The organism is Rhodoplanes sp. Z2-YC6860, assembly GCF_001579845.1.
Classification (GTDB): Bacteria; Pseudomonadota; Alphaproteobacteria; order Rhizobiales; family Xanthobacteraceae; genus Z2-YC6860.
Map to the genome: position 1 here is coordinate 8,177,133 of NZ_CP007440.1, position 16,757 is coordinate 8,193,889.

Annotated in this window: 14 protein-coding genes; 6 read left to right on the forward strand and 8 right to left on the reverse strand. The window is 64.3% G+C overall.

Going from position 1 to position 16,757, the window contains the following annotated elements; translation table 11 throughout:
* Window positions 1–81: 81 nt before the first annotated feature.
* Window positions 82–2,352, forward strand: a complete 2,271-nt coding sequence (locus RHPLAN_RS37965; RefSeq protein WP_068030219.1) for an NADP-dependent malic enzyme — start codon at window positions 82–84, stop codon at window positions 2,350–2,352.
* Window positions 2,353–2,546: 194 nt separating this feature from the next.
* Here RHPLAN_RS37965 and RHPLAN_RS37970 read toward each other — a convergent pair whose 3' ends face one another.
* The 4 genes from RHPLAN_RS37970 to RHPLAN_RS37985 all read right to left on the reverse strand — a co-directional run bounded on the left by RHPLAN_RS37970 (window position 2,547) and on the right by RHPLAN_RS37985 (window position 7,723).
* Window positions 2,547–3,443 carry an MBL fold metallo-hydrolase gene (locus RHPLAN_RS37970; RefSeq protein WP_068030222.1) on the reverse strand — a complete coding sequence of 299 codons (897 nt, stop codon included), beginning with the start codon at window positions 3,441–3,443 and terminating at the stop codon, window positions 2,547–2,549.
* A gap of 9 nt (window positions 3,444–3,452) precedes the next feature.
* Window positions 3,453–4,430 carry a Bug family tripartite tricarboxylate transporter substrate binding protein gene (locus RHPLAN_RS37975; RefSeq protein ID WP_068030225.1) on the reverse strand — a complete coding sequence of 326 codons (978 nt, stop codon included), beginning with the start codon at window positions 4,428–4,430 and terminating at the stop codon, window positions 3,453–3,455.
* 212 nt (window positions 4,431–4,642) lie between these two features.
* Entirely contained in the window at window positions 4,643–5,620 is a 978-nt protein-coding gene (locus tag RHPLAN_RS37980) for a Bug family tripartite tricarboxylate transporter substrate binding protein (RefSeq protein WP_068030228.1), read from the reverse strand.
* A 105-nt stretch (window positions 5,621–5,725) separates the two neighbouring features.
* Window positions 5,726–7,723 (reverse strand): carbohydrate porin, encoded by a 1,998-nt coding sequence (locus RHPLAN_RS37985; protein WP_068030229.1) that lies wholly within the window; start codon window positions 7,721–7,723, stop codon window positions 5,726–5,728.
* A 272-nt stretch (window positions 7,724–7,995) separates the two neighbouring features.
* Between RHPLAN_RS37985 and RHPLAN_RS37990 the strand changes: the two genes are divergently transcribed.
* Window positions 7,996–9,450, forward strand: coding sequence for an amidohydrolase family protein (locus tag RHPLAN_RS37990; RefSeq protein ID WP_068032530.1), 1,455 nt, complete (start codon window positions 7,996–7,998; stop codon window positions 9,448–9,450).
* A gap of 3 nt (window positions 9,451–9,453) precedes the next feature.
* On the opposite strand, the gene RHPLAN_RS37995 is transcribed toward RHPLAN_RS37990, so the two are convergent.
* The 3 genes from RHPLAN_RS37995 to RHPLAN_RS38005 all read right to left on the reverse strand — a co-directional run bounded on the left by RHPLAN_RS37995 (window position 9,454) and on the right by RHPLAN_RS38005 (window position 12,344).
* Complete coding sequence (locus tag RHPLAN_RS37995; RefSeq protein ID WP_068030230.1) at window positions 9,454–11,019, reverse strand: carboxylesterase/lipase family protein; 1,566 nt, start codon at window positions 11,017–11,019, stop codon at window positions 9,454–9,456.
* 119 nt (window positions 11,020–11,138) lie between these two features.
* Window positions 11,139–12,032, reverse strand: coding sequence for a sigma-70 family RNA polymerase sigma factor (locus tag RHPLAN_RS38000; RefSeq protein WP_068030233.1), 894 nt, complete (start codon window positions 12,030–12,032; stop codon window positions 11,139–11,141).
* An 18-nt stretch (window positions 12,033–12,050) separates the two neighbouring features.
* Window positions 12,051–12,344, reverse strand: a complete 294-nt coding sequence (locus RHPLAN_RS38005) for a hypothetical protein (protein ID WP_068030237.1) — start codon at window positions 12,342–12,344, stop codon at window positions 12,051–12,053.
* Window positions 12,345–12,533: 189 nt separating this feature from the next.
* Here RHPLAN_RS38005 and RHPLAN_RS38010 point away from each other — a divergent pair, with 189 nt between their 5' ends.
* Window positions 12,534–13,418 carry an SDR family oxidoreductase gene (locus tag RHPLAN_RS38010; RefSeq protein WP_068032533.1) on the forward strand — a complete coding sequence of 295 codons (885 nt, stop codon included), beginning with the start codon at window positions 12,534–12,536 and terminating at the stop codon, window positions 13,416–13,418.
* A 14-nt stretch (window positions 13,419–13,432) separates the two neighbouring features.
* Here RHPLAN_RS38010 and RHPLAN_RS40350 read toward each other — a convergent pair whose 3' ends face one another.
* Entirely contained in the window at window positions 13,433–13,609 is a 177-nt protein-coding gene (locus RHPLAN_RS40350) for a hypothetical protein (protein WP_198164656.1), read from the reverse strand.
* Window positions 13,610–13,896: 287 nt separating this feature from the next.
* On the opposite strand from RHPLAN_RS40350, the gene RHPLAN_RS38020 reads away from it, so the two are divergent.
* From RHPLAN_RS38020 to rpsT, 3 genes are all read left to right on the forward strand, one after another.
* Window positions 13,897–14,793 carry a dihydrodipicolinate synthase family protein gene (locus tag RHPLAN_RS38020; RefSeq protein WP_068030244.1) on the forward strand — a complete coding sequence of 299 codons (897 nt, stop codon included), beginning with the start codon at window positions 13,897–13,899 and terminating at the stop codon, window positions 14,791–14,793.
* 22 nt (window positions 14,794–14,815) lie between these two features.
* Complete coding sequence (locus RHPLAN_RS38025; RefSeq protein WP_198164657.1) at window positions 14,816–16,027, forward strand: FAD-dependent monooxygenase; 1,212 nt, start codon at window positions 14,816–14,818, stop codon at window positions 16,025–16,027.
* A 121-nt stretch (window positions 16,028–16,148) separates the two neighbouring features.
* Window positions 16,149–16,415 carry a 30S ribosomal protein S20 gene (rpsT, locus tag RHPLAN_RS38030; protein ID WP_068030255.1) on the forward strand — a complete coding sequence of 89 codons (267 nt, stop codon included), beginning with the start codon at window positions 16,149–16,151 and terminating at the stop codon, window positions 16,413–16,415.
* Window positions 16,416–16,757 lie beyond the last annotated feature (342 nt).

Here is a 16,757-nt window from a genome sequence, read left to right on the forward strand (position 1 = left end):
GCAGGCGTGCTCCCTTGAGGAGCCATACCCGGTTCCGCTAACGTCGGGTTTTCCTGCCTCCTGGAAGAGTAGAGTATTGAAATGGCGAAGAAATCAAGCAACCGGCCGACATTCACTGATCAGGAGGCGCTGCTCTTTCATAGCCAGGGGCGTCCCGGCAAGCTCGAAGTGGTCGCCACCAAGCCGATGGCGACTCAGCGCGATCTGTCGCTGGCCTATTCGCCCGGCGTCGCGGTGCCGGTGCTGGCGATCGCCGAGGATGAGAACAAAGCCTACGATTACACGACCAAAGGAAACTTCGTCGCCGTCATCACCAACGGCACCGCCATCCTGGGACTGGGCAACCGCGGCGCACTTGCCGCGAAGCCGGTAATGGAAGGCAAGGCGGTGCTGTTCAAGCGCTTTGCCGACATCGACTCGATCGACCTCGAGGTGTCGTCGGAGAACCCCGACGAGATCATCAATTGCGTGAAGCTGCTCGGCAAAGGCTGGGGCGGCATCAACCTCGAGGACATCAAGGCGCCGGAGTGCTTCGTCATCGAGCAGCGGCTCCGCGAGTTGCTCGACATCCCAGTGTTCCACGACGACCAGCACGGCACCGCGATCATCGCGACGGCCGGCCTGCTCAACGCGCTCGACCTCACCGGGCGCAAGATGGAAGACACCAAGATCGTCTGCAACGGCGCGGGCGCGGCGGGCATCGCCTGCCTGGAGCTTCTGCGCTCGATCGGCTTCCGGCCCGAAAACCTGATCCTCTGCGACACCAAGGGCGTGATCTACGAGGGCCGCACCGACGGCATGAACCAGTGGAAGTCGGCCTATGCGGTGAAGACCTCGCGGCGGACGCTCGCCGAAGCGCTGGAAGGCGCCGACGTGTTCTACGGCCTGTCGGTGAAGGGCGCGGTGACCAAGGAGATGGTCAAGGCGATGGCACCGAAGCCGATCATCTTCGCCATGGCCAATCCCGATCCGGAGATCACCTGGGAGGACGTCTACGAGGTGCGCGACGACGCCATCATGGCGACCGGGCGCTCCGACTATCCGAATCAGGTCAACAACGTTCTCGGCTTCCCCTACATCTTCCGCGGCGCGCTCGACGTGCGCGCCACCACCATCAACATGGAGATGAAGATCGCGGCGGCCCGCGCGCTCGCAGCCCTCGCCCGCGAGGACGTGCCCGACGAAGTCGCCGCGGCCTACGGCGCGCGGCCGAAGTTCGGACCGGACTACATCATCCCGGTGCCGTTCGACCCGCGGCTTATTTCCGATGTGCCGCCCGCGGTGGCGAAAGCTGCGATGGACACCGGCGTGGCGCGCAAGCCGATCGAAGACATGGAAGCCTATCGGCAGACCTTGCGCACCCGCCGCGATCCGATCGCGGGCGTGCTGCAGCAGGTGTTCCGGCGGCTGCGCGAGTCGCCCAAGCGCGTGGTGTTCGCCGAGGGCGAAGAGGAGCAGGTGATCCGCGCCGCGGCGAGCTTCGTTCATGAAGGGCTTGGCAAGGCGCTGCTGGTCGGCCGCGAGGAGCCCATTCGTGCTATCGCCAAGAACCTCGGCATCGCGCTCGGCGGCAAGATCGAGATCATCAACGCCGCGCTGTCGACCCGCAACGCCAACTACGCGGCCTACCTCTATGAGCGTCTGCAGCGGCAGGGCTATCTGTTCCGTGACTGCCAGCGCATGGTCAATCAGGACCGCAACACCTTCGCGTCCTGCATGGTGGCGCTTGGCGACGCCGACTCCATGGTCACTGGCGTCACCCGCAACTACTCGGTGGCGCTGGAAGACGTGCGGCGCGTCATCGATCCCAAGCCCGGCCATCGCGTCATGGGCCTGTCGATCATCCTGTCTCGCCACCAGCCGGTGCTGGTCGCCGACACCGCCATCACGGAGATGCCCGGCGCGCAGGATCTGGCCGAGATCGCGATCGAAGCCGCCGGCGTCGCCCGCCGCATGGGCTACGTGCCGCGCGTTGCGCTGCTGGCGTTCTCCACCTTCGGGCATCCGCCGGGCGAGCGCTCGTCGCGGGTGATCGAGGCGGTGCAGATCCTCGACAAGCGCCGCGTGGATTTCGAATACGAAGGCGAAATGGCGGCGGACGTCGCACTCAATCCTGAAGCCGCAGCGCCCTATCCGTTCAACCGACTGACCGGCCCGGCCAATGTGCTGATCATGCCGGCGTTCCACTCGGCGTCGATCTCGACCAAGATGCTGCAGGAACTGGGCGGCGCGACGGTGATCGGACCTCTGCTGGTCGGCCTCGACCGTCCGGTGCAGATCGTGCCGCTCGGCGCCAAGGATTCGACGCTGGTCAACATGGCGGCGCTGGCCGCGTTCAACGTCGGCGGTTGAGCTAGAGAGCGATTGTGTCGCGGCATCGGCGGTGAGCTCCCTCGCCCCGCTTGCGGGGAGAGGGTCGGGGTGAGGGGGAGCCACAGCGAGCGCGCTCCATCGAGAGTACCCCCACCCGGATCGCTATCGCGATCCGACCTCTCCTCGCAAGCGGGGAGAGGTAAGCAGCACGAGCCGATTCAATTTCACCACCGCTACGGCTGCTGATACCGCCGCACCGTAACAGCCTCGCCGATCTCGAAGGCCATCAGGTCTTCACCCGCCACCAGATCACCGCCATAGACCTCGCGTGTCTCGGCGAGCATCTCGTCGACGGTCGGCGGCGCGATCTTGTCGCTCCCGAGCTGGACGATATGCGTGAAGGCCGCGAGCTTCGGCTTGGTCAGTGAAAACACCTGGCCGGCCTCGCGCGGCGTGGTGTGATGGCCGATGATGCGCTGAACGTAAGCTTCCTTCATCAGCTCAGGCCGCGCGCTTGCGACCTCATGCACCAGCAGGTCCGCGCCCGCGCCGTACTTGATGACATTCTGATTGTAGCGCGTGTCGCTGGAGAACACCGCGACGCGGCCGTCATACTCGAAGCGATAGCCGTAGCAGGGCTTGATGACGTCGCCGTGGTCGACCTCGAAGGCGATCACCTTCACGCCGTTCTTCTCATAGACCAGGCCGTCGCGATCGAACTCGGTAACGTCGGTGGCGATGCCGGACAGCGGCAGCTTTTCGTCGGCGACGCGGATCTTGATGTCATCCGCGTAAGCGCGCTCCAGATTTTCCATCAGGCGCCTGGCACCCGTGGGCCCGATCACCCGGTAGGGCGTCTTTCGGGTGCCAAAAAACGATTCCAGCCAGCCGGTGAGCCAGACATCCGGCAGGCATGACGTGTGGTCGGAATGGTAGTGCGTGAGAAGCTGCACATCGATCCGGCCGATCGGCACCTTGAGCTGATAGAGCCGGATGGTCGCGCCGCGCCCGGCATCGATCAGGAATTTCTGGTCGCCAGCCTCGACCAGCGTCGAGGGGCCGAACCGGTCGGGGCTCGGGATCGGCACGCCGGTCCCGAGCAGGGTCACGCGGAAGTCACTTGCTGTCATCGGTCGATCTTATGGGCTGATCTTGATGTCCGCTTCCTTGATCACCGTGGACCAGCGCGCGATCTCGGAGTGCACCAGCGCGCCGAATGGCTCGGCCGCTCCACCGCCCGGATCGACGCCGAGCTTGGCAAGAGCTTCGCGCACCTTCTCGGTCTTGATCGCCTTGTCGACTGCGGCGTTCAACCGCTCGACCACCGGCGCCGGCGTGCCCCGCTTGATCAAGATGCCGGCCCAGTCCTCGCTCGCAAGCTTCGGATAGCCGGCCTCGGCAATGGTCGGCACATCGGGCAGCGCCGCGATGCGCTTCTTTCCCATGATCGCCAGCGCCTTGAGCTTGCCGGTCTTGATGAGCTGCACCACCGGCAGCACCGTGATGAACTGGTAGGTGTTGATGCCGCTGACGAGATCGCCGATCGCCTGGGGAAACTGCACATAGGGCACGTGAACCGCCTGCACGCCGGCTTCGAGCTTGAACATCTCACCGAGCAGATGCGCCGGCGTGCCGAAGCCGCCCGACGAGAAGGTGTGCTTGCCGGAATCCTTCTTCAGATAGGCAATCAGCTCGCCGACCGAATTCACCGGGACCGATGGATTGACCACCAACACGTTGTAACCGGTGCCCGTCTGGATCAGCGGCGCGAAATCCTTTTCCAGATTGAACTGCGCGTTGGGCACGAGGCCAGGAAGGGCTGCGATCGGCGACGTGATCGAGAACAACGTGTGCCCATCCGGTGGCTGGCTGAGCACGTCCATCGCGCCGATGGTCATCACCGCGCCGGCCTTGTTCTCGACCACGACCTTCCAGCCCTGGCTGTCCGACAACGCGGTCGCGATGATGCGGGCAAGAATGTCTGGCGGCGTGGAGGCCGAGGTCGGCACCACGATGCGAATGACGTTGCTCGGGAAGGATTGCGCGGACGCGCGCCGCAACGCCACGCCGCCAAAGCCCAGCGCTGTAGCGCCGGTCAAAAATACTCTCCGGTCCATGTTCGTCCCCCCGTCGGCCTGTGGCCGTAATGACAATATTCAGGTCACTGAATTGAGAAAAACCTCTTGTGCCGAGGCTTGCCTAAAACGCTACGCGGAAGTTCCGTACCGTAACAGTATCATTTTTTGCATGATCTCACGACGATCTGGCATTGCATCATGCGCCTTGGGCCGACCGCAGGGGACGCCGCAGCCCTCGCTGATGTCGCCGGTCAGGGATTCAGCTTGACGCCGGCGTCCTTGATCACCTTGCCCCAGCGCATGATCTCGGCATGCACCAGCGTGCCGAACGCCTCGGGCGAGCCGCCACCGGAATCGAAGCCGATCTTGGCAAACGATGCGCGCGCCTTCTCGGAGTTCACCGCCTTGTCGAGGGCGGCGTTGAGCCGTGCGATCACGGGGGCCGGCGTGCCCGACTTCACCATGATACCGGCCCAATCCTCGCTCGCGAGCTTCGGATAACCGGCTTCGACGATGCTCGGCACGTTGGGCAGCGCCGCGATGCGCTTCTTGCCCATCACCGCCAGCGCCTTGAGCTTGCCGGCCTTGATCAGCTCGATCACCGGCAGTGTGGTGATGAACTGATAGGTGTTGAAGCCGTTGACCAGATCGGCGATCGCCTGCGGAAACTGCACATAGGGCACGTGAGTGGCTTGCACGCCGGTTTCGAGCCTGAACATCTCGCCAATGAGATGCGCCGGCGTTGCGGTGCCGCCTGACGAGAAGGTGTGCTTGCCGGTATCCTTCTTCAGATATGTCACCAACTCCCCGACCGAATTCACGGGCAGTGATGGGCTGACCACCAGCACGTTGTAACCGGTCCCCGTCTGGATCACCGGCACGAAGTCCCGCTCCAGATTGAAGTGTGCTTTCGGCATCAGCGTCGGCAGCGCCGCGATCGGCGCATTCACCGGAAACAGCGAATGGCCGTCTGCGGGATGGCTGACCACGTCCATCGCCGCGATGGTCATCACGTTGCCGGCCTTGTTCTCGACATCGACCGTCCAGCCCTCGCCGTCCGACAGCGCCGTGGCGATGATGCGGGAGAGAATGTCGGGCGGCGTCGAGGCCGAAGTCGGCACCACGATCCGGACCGCGCCTGACGGAAAAGATTGCGCGCGGGCGGGTCGAAACGCCTCGCCGGCAATGCCAATCGCAGTCGCACCAGTCAGGAATGCGCGCCGATTCACGGCACCTCCCTTTGCCGACGGCCAGCCATTCGCGATCTGGCGAGTTGAGTCTCTATCTTATCGCGGTTTACGACAGGCAGCGCCACAGCCGCTCTGCAACTCACATTAGAATTCGGCGTGGAACCGCCCGGTAAAGACGTGCGCCGGACCGCGATCGGCGTTGTAGGCCGGATTGTCGATGAACTGATAGTCGGCGGTCAGCGTCGATGTCTTGTCGATCTTGTAGGCGTAATAGGTCTCGATAATTTTCTCTTCGCGATAGTTCAACGCACCGTCGCCGATCAGGAGGCCGAGACCGCCAGCGGCGAGAAAGTTGCGATGGGCCTCCGACAACCCGTTGATGGCACCGCCGAAGCCAATCGTGTCGTCCGGCCGCTTCCAGGCCGTGCCTTTGAGCGACACACCACCCGAAATGCTGCGATCGACATCGGTGAATGACAAAATCTCGTTCTGTCCGTCATTCCAGCTGAAGCGGCCGAACACGCCGAGATCCTTGGTGATCGCCTGCTCGCCGTTGACATAGAAGCCGTACTTGTTGCGCTGTCCGCGCGTGCCGAGGATGGCGCCGTTGATGTCGAGCGCCGGATCGATCGTCACCGCGGTCACGGCCTGCCGGTAGCTGCCGGTGTTGCCGCGGTTCCAGAAGGCGCCGACGCGCAGGCGCCCGGGCTGGCTCAACAGCTCCCAGCGCTGTTCGTATTCGAGAAGGCCGCCGCCGGTCTTGAAGGTGAGCGCGTCGCTGTTGGGCGCCTCGGGCACCTGGAACCAGCCGCCGCGCAGCGCCCACATCTTGCGATTGAGCTCGACCACGACGCCGCGGGTGAAGCCCGGCAGATCGGCCGGGAAATCATAGGCCACCGACGACCACATCGCCCAGTTCTGGAAATCGGCGCGCGGATCGTGCGCGTAGGTGTTGGCATCGAAGATGTCGCCGATGGCGAAGCGGCCGACCGTCAGCGTGACGCGGTCGATGTCGCGCTTGCCGGCGAGCTGGTTGGGACCGTCCTCGACATTCTCCTGCTCGCCGCCGAGCCCGAAGGTCTGGCGGAAGAAGTAGCGCTGCGCGCGCAGCCGCGGATAAGGCGCTCCGCCCTTCTGCGCCTCGCCGTTGCTGAAACCGGCCAAGCCCAGCGTCGAGTTCAGGCCAAAGCCCTGCGCCAGCTCGGGATTGAAATAGAACTCGCCGCCGTCCCAGAGCCGCCAGCCGAGGAACGCGGTGTTGGTCCAGGTCTCCCGGGTCATGCCACCGCCAGGCAGGCTGTTAGCGCCCTGATAGGGTGAGCGGAAACCGGGATAGCCCTGCAGAATGAAAGTGGTCTGGCCGTGGATGTTCCAGTTCTTGGACTCCGGCGCATCTGGCACCGTCATCGCGGGAAACGTCTCTTCGCTGCGTGAGGCGGTGTTGTCGAGCTTGTAGTTCACCCCGAGCTTGACGACGTGGAGCTTGGGATCCACCGCGATCGTGCTCAGCAGCCCCTGATCGAGACTGAACGTCTGCGCGCCGAGATCGACGTAGTTGTACTCGAGCTTGGCGCTCCAGTGACGGTCCAGCGCCACTTCGACGCCGGCGCCGGCCGTCCAGCCCACATGGGTGTGCTGCTTCGGCGACAGGACCGCGCCATTGCCATCGAGTGCCTCGATCTTGCTCTGGCCCACGGCCAGGCCGCCGGTGACATAAGGAACGAAATTGTCGAACGCATAGCCGGCCCGACCGCGCACGGTCGCAACATAGTTAAGCGTCGTGTTGAACGGCGCGTCCGCCGTGGCGTTGACGTTGATCGGGCTGAGGAAGGTCATGTCCCCTTCAATGCCGAGCACGACATTGTTGGGAAGCTGCTGATTGTAGCCGACCTGATAGCCGCCGATGAGACCCGTGACCGACGACGGAAAGATCACCGACTCGTTGTGAGCCGGGTTGGCGCCCGATCCGAAACTGCCGCCGCCGTAACCGAAATGACCGCCAAAATAGAGCCCGGTCCATCGATACTTCGGCTGTAAGGCTTTGCCTCTCACCGGCAGCGGCGCCGCGGAATCGGCGGCGTGTGCAGCGACGGACCCGAAGGCAACCAACGCGAATATGACAACCGTGTGAACTCTCGTCATACGCGTTTGGACTTAAGGCCCCCTCCAAGCCGACGCCGGACTATAGACATCGGAGCCATCCTGGGAAGGGCCGACAGCAGCACGAGCCTCCGCTGGCGCGAGAGTGTCGCCCAAAATCCCCAACAACGGCCATCTGCGATTGAAGCTCGTTGAGATTGCCTCGCATCACGAGCGCAAACGCGGACCTGCCAAGCCTCAATCCGCGATGTCCGCCGAGCTTCGCCTGCGTTAGGTTTCATTATTCTGTCATAAATACTCACATGGAGGCGACGATGCTCGATCGCAGAAGGTTTGGCAGCCTGCTCGGCGCAACGGCACTGAGCACACTCGCGGCGCCATCGCTGATCACGAACAGCTTCGCGCAAGGCGCAGCGCCTGCCGTGCCGCGCGGCAACTATCTGATCAAGAACGGGGCGGTGATCACGGCCGATCCCACGCTCGGCACGCTGCCTCGTGCCGACATCCACGTCAGCAACGGCCGCATCGAAGCGATCGGCCCCGATCTCGCAGTCGCCGGCGCCGAGACCATCGACGCCACCGACATGATCGTGATGCCCGGCTTTGTCGAAACACATCATCACATGTGGAGCTCGCTCGGCCGCAACTTCGCGGGCGATGCAGGCTTCGGCTATTTCCCGGCGAAGGCCGCCACGTCAAAGCTCTACGAGCCGACCGACTTCTACCGCAGCGTCATGCTCGGCCTTGCCGAATGTGCCAATGCCGGCATCACCACGGTGCACAACTGGTCGCACAACACGCGCACGCCGGCGCATGCCGACGCCGAATTGCAGGCGCATCGCGACGGCATGCTGCGGGCCCGCTATTCCTACGGTCACGTCGACCAGATGCCCCGCAACGAGCCGCTGAGTTTCACCGACATCGACCGTGTGCGGGCCAATTACTTCGCCACCGGCTCGGCATTCGAAGGTCTCGTCACGTTTGGCGTGAATTTGCGCGGCCTCTCGCAGAGCGACGAGCCGACTTACTTCGAGGACATGAAGCAGGCGCGGGAGCGCAAGCTCAAGGTCGCGCTCCATGCCGGACAGTCCGGTCCCAACACGCTCGACGCCGAGGACTACGACAAGAAGGGCTGGCTCGGGCCGGACCTTCTGATCTGCCACTACATCCCGGCGAGCGACGCCGACGCCGCCGCGATGGCGCGCACCAAAACGCCGTTGAGCTTCTCGACCCTGTCGGAGATGCGGCTGAGCCGCACCGGCGATGCGCGCGACTGCCTGTTGCGCATGCGCAAGGCGGGCGTGCTGATCTCGCTGTCGTTCGACGCTACGTCGATCGCGCCGCTCAACATGTTCGAGACCATGCGGGTGACCTGGAACTTCGGCATGCCGTGGAAGGGCACGCCGAGCGAGAAGGAGCCGGAGATGACGTTTCACGAAGCCATCGAGATGGCGACCATCAACGGCGCCAAGGCGCTGGGCCTGGGCGACGTCACCGGCTCGCTCACCGTCGGCAAGCGCGCCGACATCATCCTGATCAGCGGCCGCGACGTGAACATCGCGCCGATCGCCAATGTCGAGACCACCGTGGTGCAGGCGGCGGCGCCGGCCAACGTCGACACCGTGCTGGTCGACGGTCGCATCGTCAAACGCGGCGGCAAGCTCGTGGGCTACGACGTCGAAAAGATCGTGCGCGAAGCGAAGCAGTCGGCACTGCGCATCCGCACCGCGGCCGGCGGGCGGCTCGCGCCGCCGGCGGTGCGGTGGTGAGCGCTATTTGAACGGCAGGATCTTGTCCCACATCGCGCAGTCGTTGGCGGCGCCGTAATTGTAAGCCAGCTTCGGCGCCGGCTGGTTCAGCACCAGGACGTTGTCCTTCTCGACCGAATAGGACAGCCAGTTCGGCGCGCCGTCTCGGTTGGGATTGCCGGTGCGCGCGAACGTAGTCCAGTAGTCGACCATGGTGTCGGAGAGCTTCTGCTGGCCGTCGTTCAGCGGGTGCGAGGTGCCCTGCCCGCCGCGGAACAACGGAAACAGATATTGCAGCTCCGCGGTGTGATAGGCGCGCATCGGATAGCTCAGTTCGGGGAAGTAGGACGGCGCGGTGCGGTCCTCGAACTGATAGGCATAGAGCGGCGCATATTTCGACCATTGTAGATTGAGAATCCGCGCCGTGCAGGCCTTGCCGCCCTGCGCCATGGCGATCTCGGTCAGGCTCGGGCTCGGATAGCTCGCCAGCGGGTACTTCGCCATCAGTGTGTCGACGTGCTCGGCGCCGAAGGTCGACGCATAGCGTTTCACGTCGTCGGCCGCCAAAGGCTTCTTGGTGTTGGCCTCCGGCAGGAAGAACGCCTGCTCGTCCTGCACCAGGCCAGTCATGATCGGCACGCGGTTGTAGTTGCCGTCACGATACGCCGTATAGGCCCACTCGGTGATGACGGTGCCGTCGACCGCAGGAAAATCCGAAACGCGGCTCACGACCGGCGCCTGGTTCTTCAGCACCTGATCGACGCTGAGCGCGCGCAGACATGCCGCGCTCTGGTCGGCACAACCGGCAGCCGTCGCAAAATCCTGACCGAGCTTCAGCGACATCTCGGGCGTCGTCAGCGCGATGCGCGTGCCGCTCTGGTTGATGGCCTTGTGAAACAGCCCCTTGGACAGCGGCGACTGCAGATTGGCCATCACCGCTGTGCCGCCTCCCGACTGGCCGAAGATCGTCACGTTCTGCGCATCGCCGCCGAAGGCCGCGATGTTTTGCTGCACCCAGCGCAGCGCAAACTGCTGATCCATGATGCCGTAGTTGGCGAACGGATGACCTTCGGCGTTGATCGCCGGATGCGAGAGAAAGCCCAGCGCGCCGACCCGATAGTTCAGGGTCACCACGATGACGCCGCCGCGGCTTGCAAGCTTGCTGCCGTCGTAGTCGTTGCTCTCGCCGCTGAACAGTCCGCCGCCATAGAACCACACCATCACCGGACGCTTGGCATTGGCCTGTGGCTTCGTCTCCGGCGTGTAGACGTTCAGATAGAGACAGTCTTCGGTGTTGCTCGGCGCGGCGAACACGCCGCGCTGCTGCTGCGGGCAGGTGCCGCCGAACTTGGTGGCCTCGCGCATCTCCTTCCACGGCGCCGGCTCTTGCGGCGGCCGCCAGCGCAGTTCGCCCGTCGGCGGCGCAGCATAAGGAATGCCGAGGAATTGCCCGACGCCGTTGACGGCAAGCCCCTGAATGTCGCCGCCCGACACATGAACCACGCTGGTCTTGTCGGACGATTGAGCAAGCGCCGGACAATGCAGTGTCGCGACCAGTGCCAAAGCTCCGACCGTTGCGCGCCAATTCATCGTGATCCTCCCGAGCCGCGAGTTTCGCCTGCAAGAACGCGGGGAATTTGCTCGCGGACGATGGTCCGGCACAATCGGTGCCGACGCAAGGCCGGCTCACGCCGTCAGCGCATGGACTGTCAGGAAGGCAGCACCGTCACAGCGGCGCTCTCGACCACATAGCGCGCGTAACGGAAATCGCGGATGTTGACGATCTTGCCGTTCGACCATTCCAGCACGATCAAATAACTCGGCTTTGCTGCCGGATCGGCGCTTTCGCGCACCAGCACGGCAGGGCGCCCGTCGACCTGTCCGGGTGTCAGGTGCCAATTCGAGATCTTGGCGTAATTGCCGAAGTAGTTCGCCACCTCCTTGCCCTTCATCCTGTGGTGGTTCACGAGCTCGAGCCGGACATCGTCGGCCAGCATGTCGCGGATGGCGTCAAAATCCCGCGCGTTGAACAGCGCCACATATTTGGAAAGCCGCGCACTCTCGGCAGCCGAGAGCGCCGGCCAGGGCCGCTCATCGGGTGTGCTCGCCAGTTCGCGCAGACGCCCGCGCCCGCGATGCAGCGCCGCTTTGATCGACGGGATGCTTGAGCCGGTGATAAAGCCGATCTCGTCGAGATGGTAACCGAGCACATCCATCAGGATGACGGCGCTGCGCTCGATCGCGGTCAGCTCCATGAAGGCCCGCAAGCTCGCAGCAGCGGCGACCAAGCGATCAGCATCGGCACTGGGGTCGGCGATCATCTCCGTGGCCTCGTCGGAATGCGTGAGCCCCTGCCGGTTGCGGCGGCGCAGGAAATCCAGAGCGGCGTTGTGCGCGATCCGGAACAGCCAGCCCTCGACATTGTCGATGGGGCCGCTCGACGCCGCGGCCTCGATGGCCTTGACGCAGACCTCCTGCACGATGTCTTCGCCGTCGATGGCCGAGCCGGTCATGCGCGCGCAAAACCGATGCAGCTTCGGCCGCAGCTCGCCGAGCGCGGCGTCGAGACTTCGACCTGGATCAACAACCGATGGAACGCCCATGCGTCACCGATATCCGCCCTATTCAGGCAGCACTTTGTAGTTCCCGACCACCGTCGCCTCGTGCGGCTGCGGTGGTTCCAGGCATCGCTCTTTGATGCCGCCACCGAACGCTTTGAACGCGTCGAGCGCCGGGATGATATCGGTTTTCCCCTGCACGAAGTGCACGAACATGCCATCGGCGAGCCGCAGCACCAGGTACTGAACGCCATCCGGCGCCTTGGCGTGCAGTTCCTGGAACACGGCTTCGATCAGCCGCTGATTGAGGTCGGCCGCCTCGGGCTTGGCCTTGTAGCGCACGAGCATCCGTTTCATGGGCGACTCTCCTGGGGCTGTTTGCCTTGGGTTCTGGTCCTGGACCCAAGACGTTCGAGCCAAGCCGAAGGATTCGCCTGACAGCAGAAATTTTTCTCGAATCCTTCCGCCTCTGCGTTTCGTCAAAGCATCGCGGGCCGAACCAGTCAGCCGGCCGCCGATAGCCTCCGGGCGAAATGGAGGATGGTCATGCTTCTCGTAACCGGCGCCACGGGCTTGAACGGGCGGATGGTGATCCGCGAATTTGCGCGACACAACGAACCGGTCAGAGCCCTGGTCCGGTTCCGCGCAAAAGCACAATTCATCGAGACGCTCCCTGGCATCGAGGTGATCGAGGGCGACATGGCGCGGCCCGACACTCTCGGTGCGGCGCTCGACGACGTCACGCGAACGCTGATGATCTCCTCGTCTGCGCCGGAGATGGCGGATACGCAATGCACCTTCATCGAGGCGTGCAAGAGCGCCGGCGTGCGGCATATCGTGAAATTTTCCGGCGCCGAATCCGGCATTGGGTTCGACGCGACGCAATTTCGCTTCACGCGGATGCACGAAGAAATCGAACGCGCCCTCGAACGCTCGGGCCTGACCTGGACCCATCTGCGGCCGAGCCAGTTCATGCAGGTCTACCTGCGCGAGGCGCCGACAATCAAAGCACACAACGCGATGCTTCTGGCGTTGGGAGACGTCCGGCTATCGCCCATCGACGTCGAAGACATCGCCAAGGTGTCGTTTCGCCTGCTGCGCGACGGCGGTCACGGCGGGGAACGGCTCGACATGACCGGCCCCAAAGCCTTGAGCATGGCCGAGATCGCAGGACACATCTCCGCGGCTGTCGGCCGCACCATTCGATACGTCAACGTGGATCCTGCGGAACGGCGGCGTGCCCTGCTGGCGGCCGGGCTCCCGGAATATCTCGTCGACGCCATGGACGAGCAGGCGGCCGAGCGGCGCCGGCGACCCGAGTCACGGGTGAACCTGTCGGCTCACCAGGCCTTTGGCGTGAAGCCGACCACGTTTGCGGATTTCGCGCGCCGCCACGCAGCCGTTTTCAGCGGCGGAACGCTGGCGGCGTGACCTTCATACGGCCCTCACGGCTTGGCGTGCGCGACGCACTCCTTCACGTATTTTCGGCGCTTGAGCGGGTGCAGCGCCGAAAACTGCTTTTTCGCTTCGTTTTTGCAGCGCCGGTCCCGCTCCTTCGGGGTCTCGGGCTGAATGTCCCAGCCCTTGTTGAACTTTTCCCGGAGCAGGATGCGCTGCCGCATGACCTCTTCCTGCGAGGTGGGCTTGGATTGGCTGAAAGGCGAGTCCTGACTTGGAGGAGCCGCCTGGCTCGGCTGAGGCTTGGCAGGCCTGGCCTGCTGAGCCACAGCGGGACCCGTCACGGTGGCGGCGAGTAGGAAAGCAAGAACGAAGCGCATGGAGCATTCCATCCGGCAAATGAACGCGACAGGTAGCATAGCTTGAACGAGCCGCCAGGGCTTGTCCCAACGGCCCGCGTCTTGTTTTATGCGGCCCGAAAGTCCGGCTCAAAGTCTCAAGGAACCCAAAAATGGCCGAAACCAAGCTCCGCGGCGTCATCGCCGCCGTCGCCACCCCGATCAACGAGGACGGTTCGCCCGATACGGCACGCGCCACCAAGCTTGCGCGCCATCTGATCGACAACGGCTGCGATGGGCTGAACGTGCTCGGCACCACCGGCGAGGCGACGTCATTCTCGCTCGAGGAGCGCAAGCGGGTGATGGACGCTTATAAATCCGCAGGCCTGCCGCTCGACCGCATGATGGTCGGCACCGGCGCCGCGGCCGTCGCCGACGCGGTGGCGCTCACGCGTTACGCGGCCGATCTCGGCTTCGCCGGCGCGCTGGTGCTGCCGCCGTTCTATTACAAGGGCGTGCCGGACGACGGCCTCGTCGCCTACATCGACACCATCGTAAAGGCCACGGCGCAAAAGCCCGTGCCGCTGTACCTTTATCACTACCCGCAGCAGTCGGGCCTGCACTGGCACGTCGCGCTGGTGAAGCGGCTGCTCGACACCTTCGGCAGCCGCATCGTCGGCCTGAAGGATTCCTCGGGCGACATGAACTACGCTAAGGAAGCCGCGGCCATTTCCAAAAGCTTCGACGTGTTCCCGTCGACCGAGGCGGTGTTGCTCGAGGCGCGCACCGGCGCCTTCGCCGGATGCATTTCGGCGACCGCGAACCTCAACGCCGATCTCTGCCAGCTGGCCTGGGCCAAGGGCGACAAGGCCGCGCACGACGCCGCGGTCACGATCCGCAAACTGTTTGACGGCCGGCCGCTGGTGTCGGGCGTGAAGGCGCTGCTCTCGCACATCCATGCCGATCCGGCGCTGGCGCGGATGAAGCCGCCGCTCGCACCGTTCTCGGCCGGCGACCGCGCTGCGGTCGTCGCGGGCTACGACCAGGTGCGCGGCAAGCGCGTCGCGTAAGGACAGGCCGCTCGGCGACACCATGGCGCCTCGCGACATTTCGATCGGAGTGATCGGCGGCGGCATCGGTGGGCTCGCCGCCGCGATCCATCTGCTCAGGGCCGGTTACAATGTCAGGGTCTATGAGCAGGCGCGCTGGATCTCCGAAGTGGGCGCCGGCATCAACATCGGGCCGAACGCTTCGAAGCTGCTCATCCGGCTGGGCCTCGGCGAGGAGTGCGCCAAGGTCGCGTTTCGCTCGCCGTTCATGCACCAGCGCCGCTGGCAGGACGGCAAGACACTGACAAGAACGCCACTCGGCGATGCCATCGCGGCCGAGTTCGGCGCGCCCCATTACATCTTCCATCGCGGCGATCTGCACGCGATCCTCGCCAAGGCCGTGCCGCCGGAGCGCGTGTTCCTGGCGCATCGCTGCACCGGCATCGAACAAATCGGCGATCGGGTCCGCGTCGACTTCGCCAACGGCACAAGCGCGGAATTCGATGCGGTGATCGCGGCCGACGGCATCCATTCCAGCGTGCGCAAAGCGCTGCTCGGCCCGGAAGAGCCGCGCTTTGCCTGCCGCGCCTATCGTGGACTCATCCCCGCCGAGAAGGTCAGCGACCTGCCGCGCGAGTCCGTCGCATGGCTCGGCCCGGGCCGGCACTTCATCCATTACTTCGTGTCGGGTGGAAAATATTTGAACTTCGTCGGCCATGTCGAACAGGACGGCTGGCGCAGCGAATCCTGGACCGAGCCCGGCAGCGTCGACGATCTGCGGGAGGCTTACGCGGGCTGGCACCCGCAGGTGCAGCGTGTCATCGACGCGGTCGACGAGACCTTCATCTGGGCGGTGTTCGACCGCGAGCCGCTGAAGCAATGGACCTACGGCCGCATCACCATGCTGGGCGACTGCTGCCACCCGATGCTGCCCTTCATGGGCCAAGGCGGCGCCCAGGCCATCGAGGACGGGGCCGCCATCGCGGTTTGTTTCGACAAATGCGGTGACGACGTGGAGGCGGCGCTGAAGCTCTACGAGGCCGTGCGCCAGCCCCGTGCCTCCCGCATCCAGCAGCAGTCCTGGGACAACAAGACCCGGTTCCATATGCCTGACGGACCGGGCCAAATCGAGCGCGACGCCGCCATGGTCCGGGGCATGACCGACTGGTCCTACCGGGCGGTGGCCTGGGTCTACGCCCATGACGCCGGCGTCCTGCCGGAGCGCCCGGAAGCGCCGCCGGCCGCCGGACATTGACGATTTCGCCCCTCCTGACTATAAGGCGGCCCAACTGGCGGCGAGAGCCCTCGCCGCCTCGACTTTTTATGGACCCTGACGGCCTGACAGTTTTCGCCGTCACAACAGGCTTAAAGCGTACATGGCTAACACCAGCTCCGCCCGTAAAGCCGCGCGCAAGATCGCGCGCCGCACCGAAGTCAACAAAGCGCGCCGCTCGCGCATGCGCAGCGCGGTCCGCAAAGTCGAAGAGGCGATCGCCTCCGGCGATCGCAACAAGGCGCTTGAAGCGATGAAGGGCGCGGAGCCCGCGCTGATCCGCGCGGCGCAGCAGGGCCAGTTGCATCGCAACTCCGCGAGCCGCAAGGTGTCTCGCCTGACCAAGCAGATCACCAAGCTCGGCAAATAATCCGAGCAAGTGATGCGCGTCAGCTTTCGGTGAATTGAGCGCGACAGTTCGCGCTCCACACAAGCGACGCTCTCTATCATTTTATTCGTAACTTCGCCGCGTGGATGTGATGACATCCACGCGGCGTTTGCGTTTCAACCGCGTGAAGTTTTTGTGGCAGCCAGGTCACAGCGCCAGCGAGAAGCGCGCGTATAGGTAGTGTTACCTACATCGGCGATTCAAAAACTCAACGCGCGCAAACGCCTCTCGCGCGACCGACTACCCTGAGTCACCGGTTAAGAATTTGTTATGCGGTGAAAGCAGTTAGTGGATAAACGCATCTGAGGAGTCGGAATCCGGGGA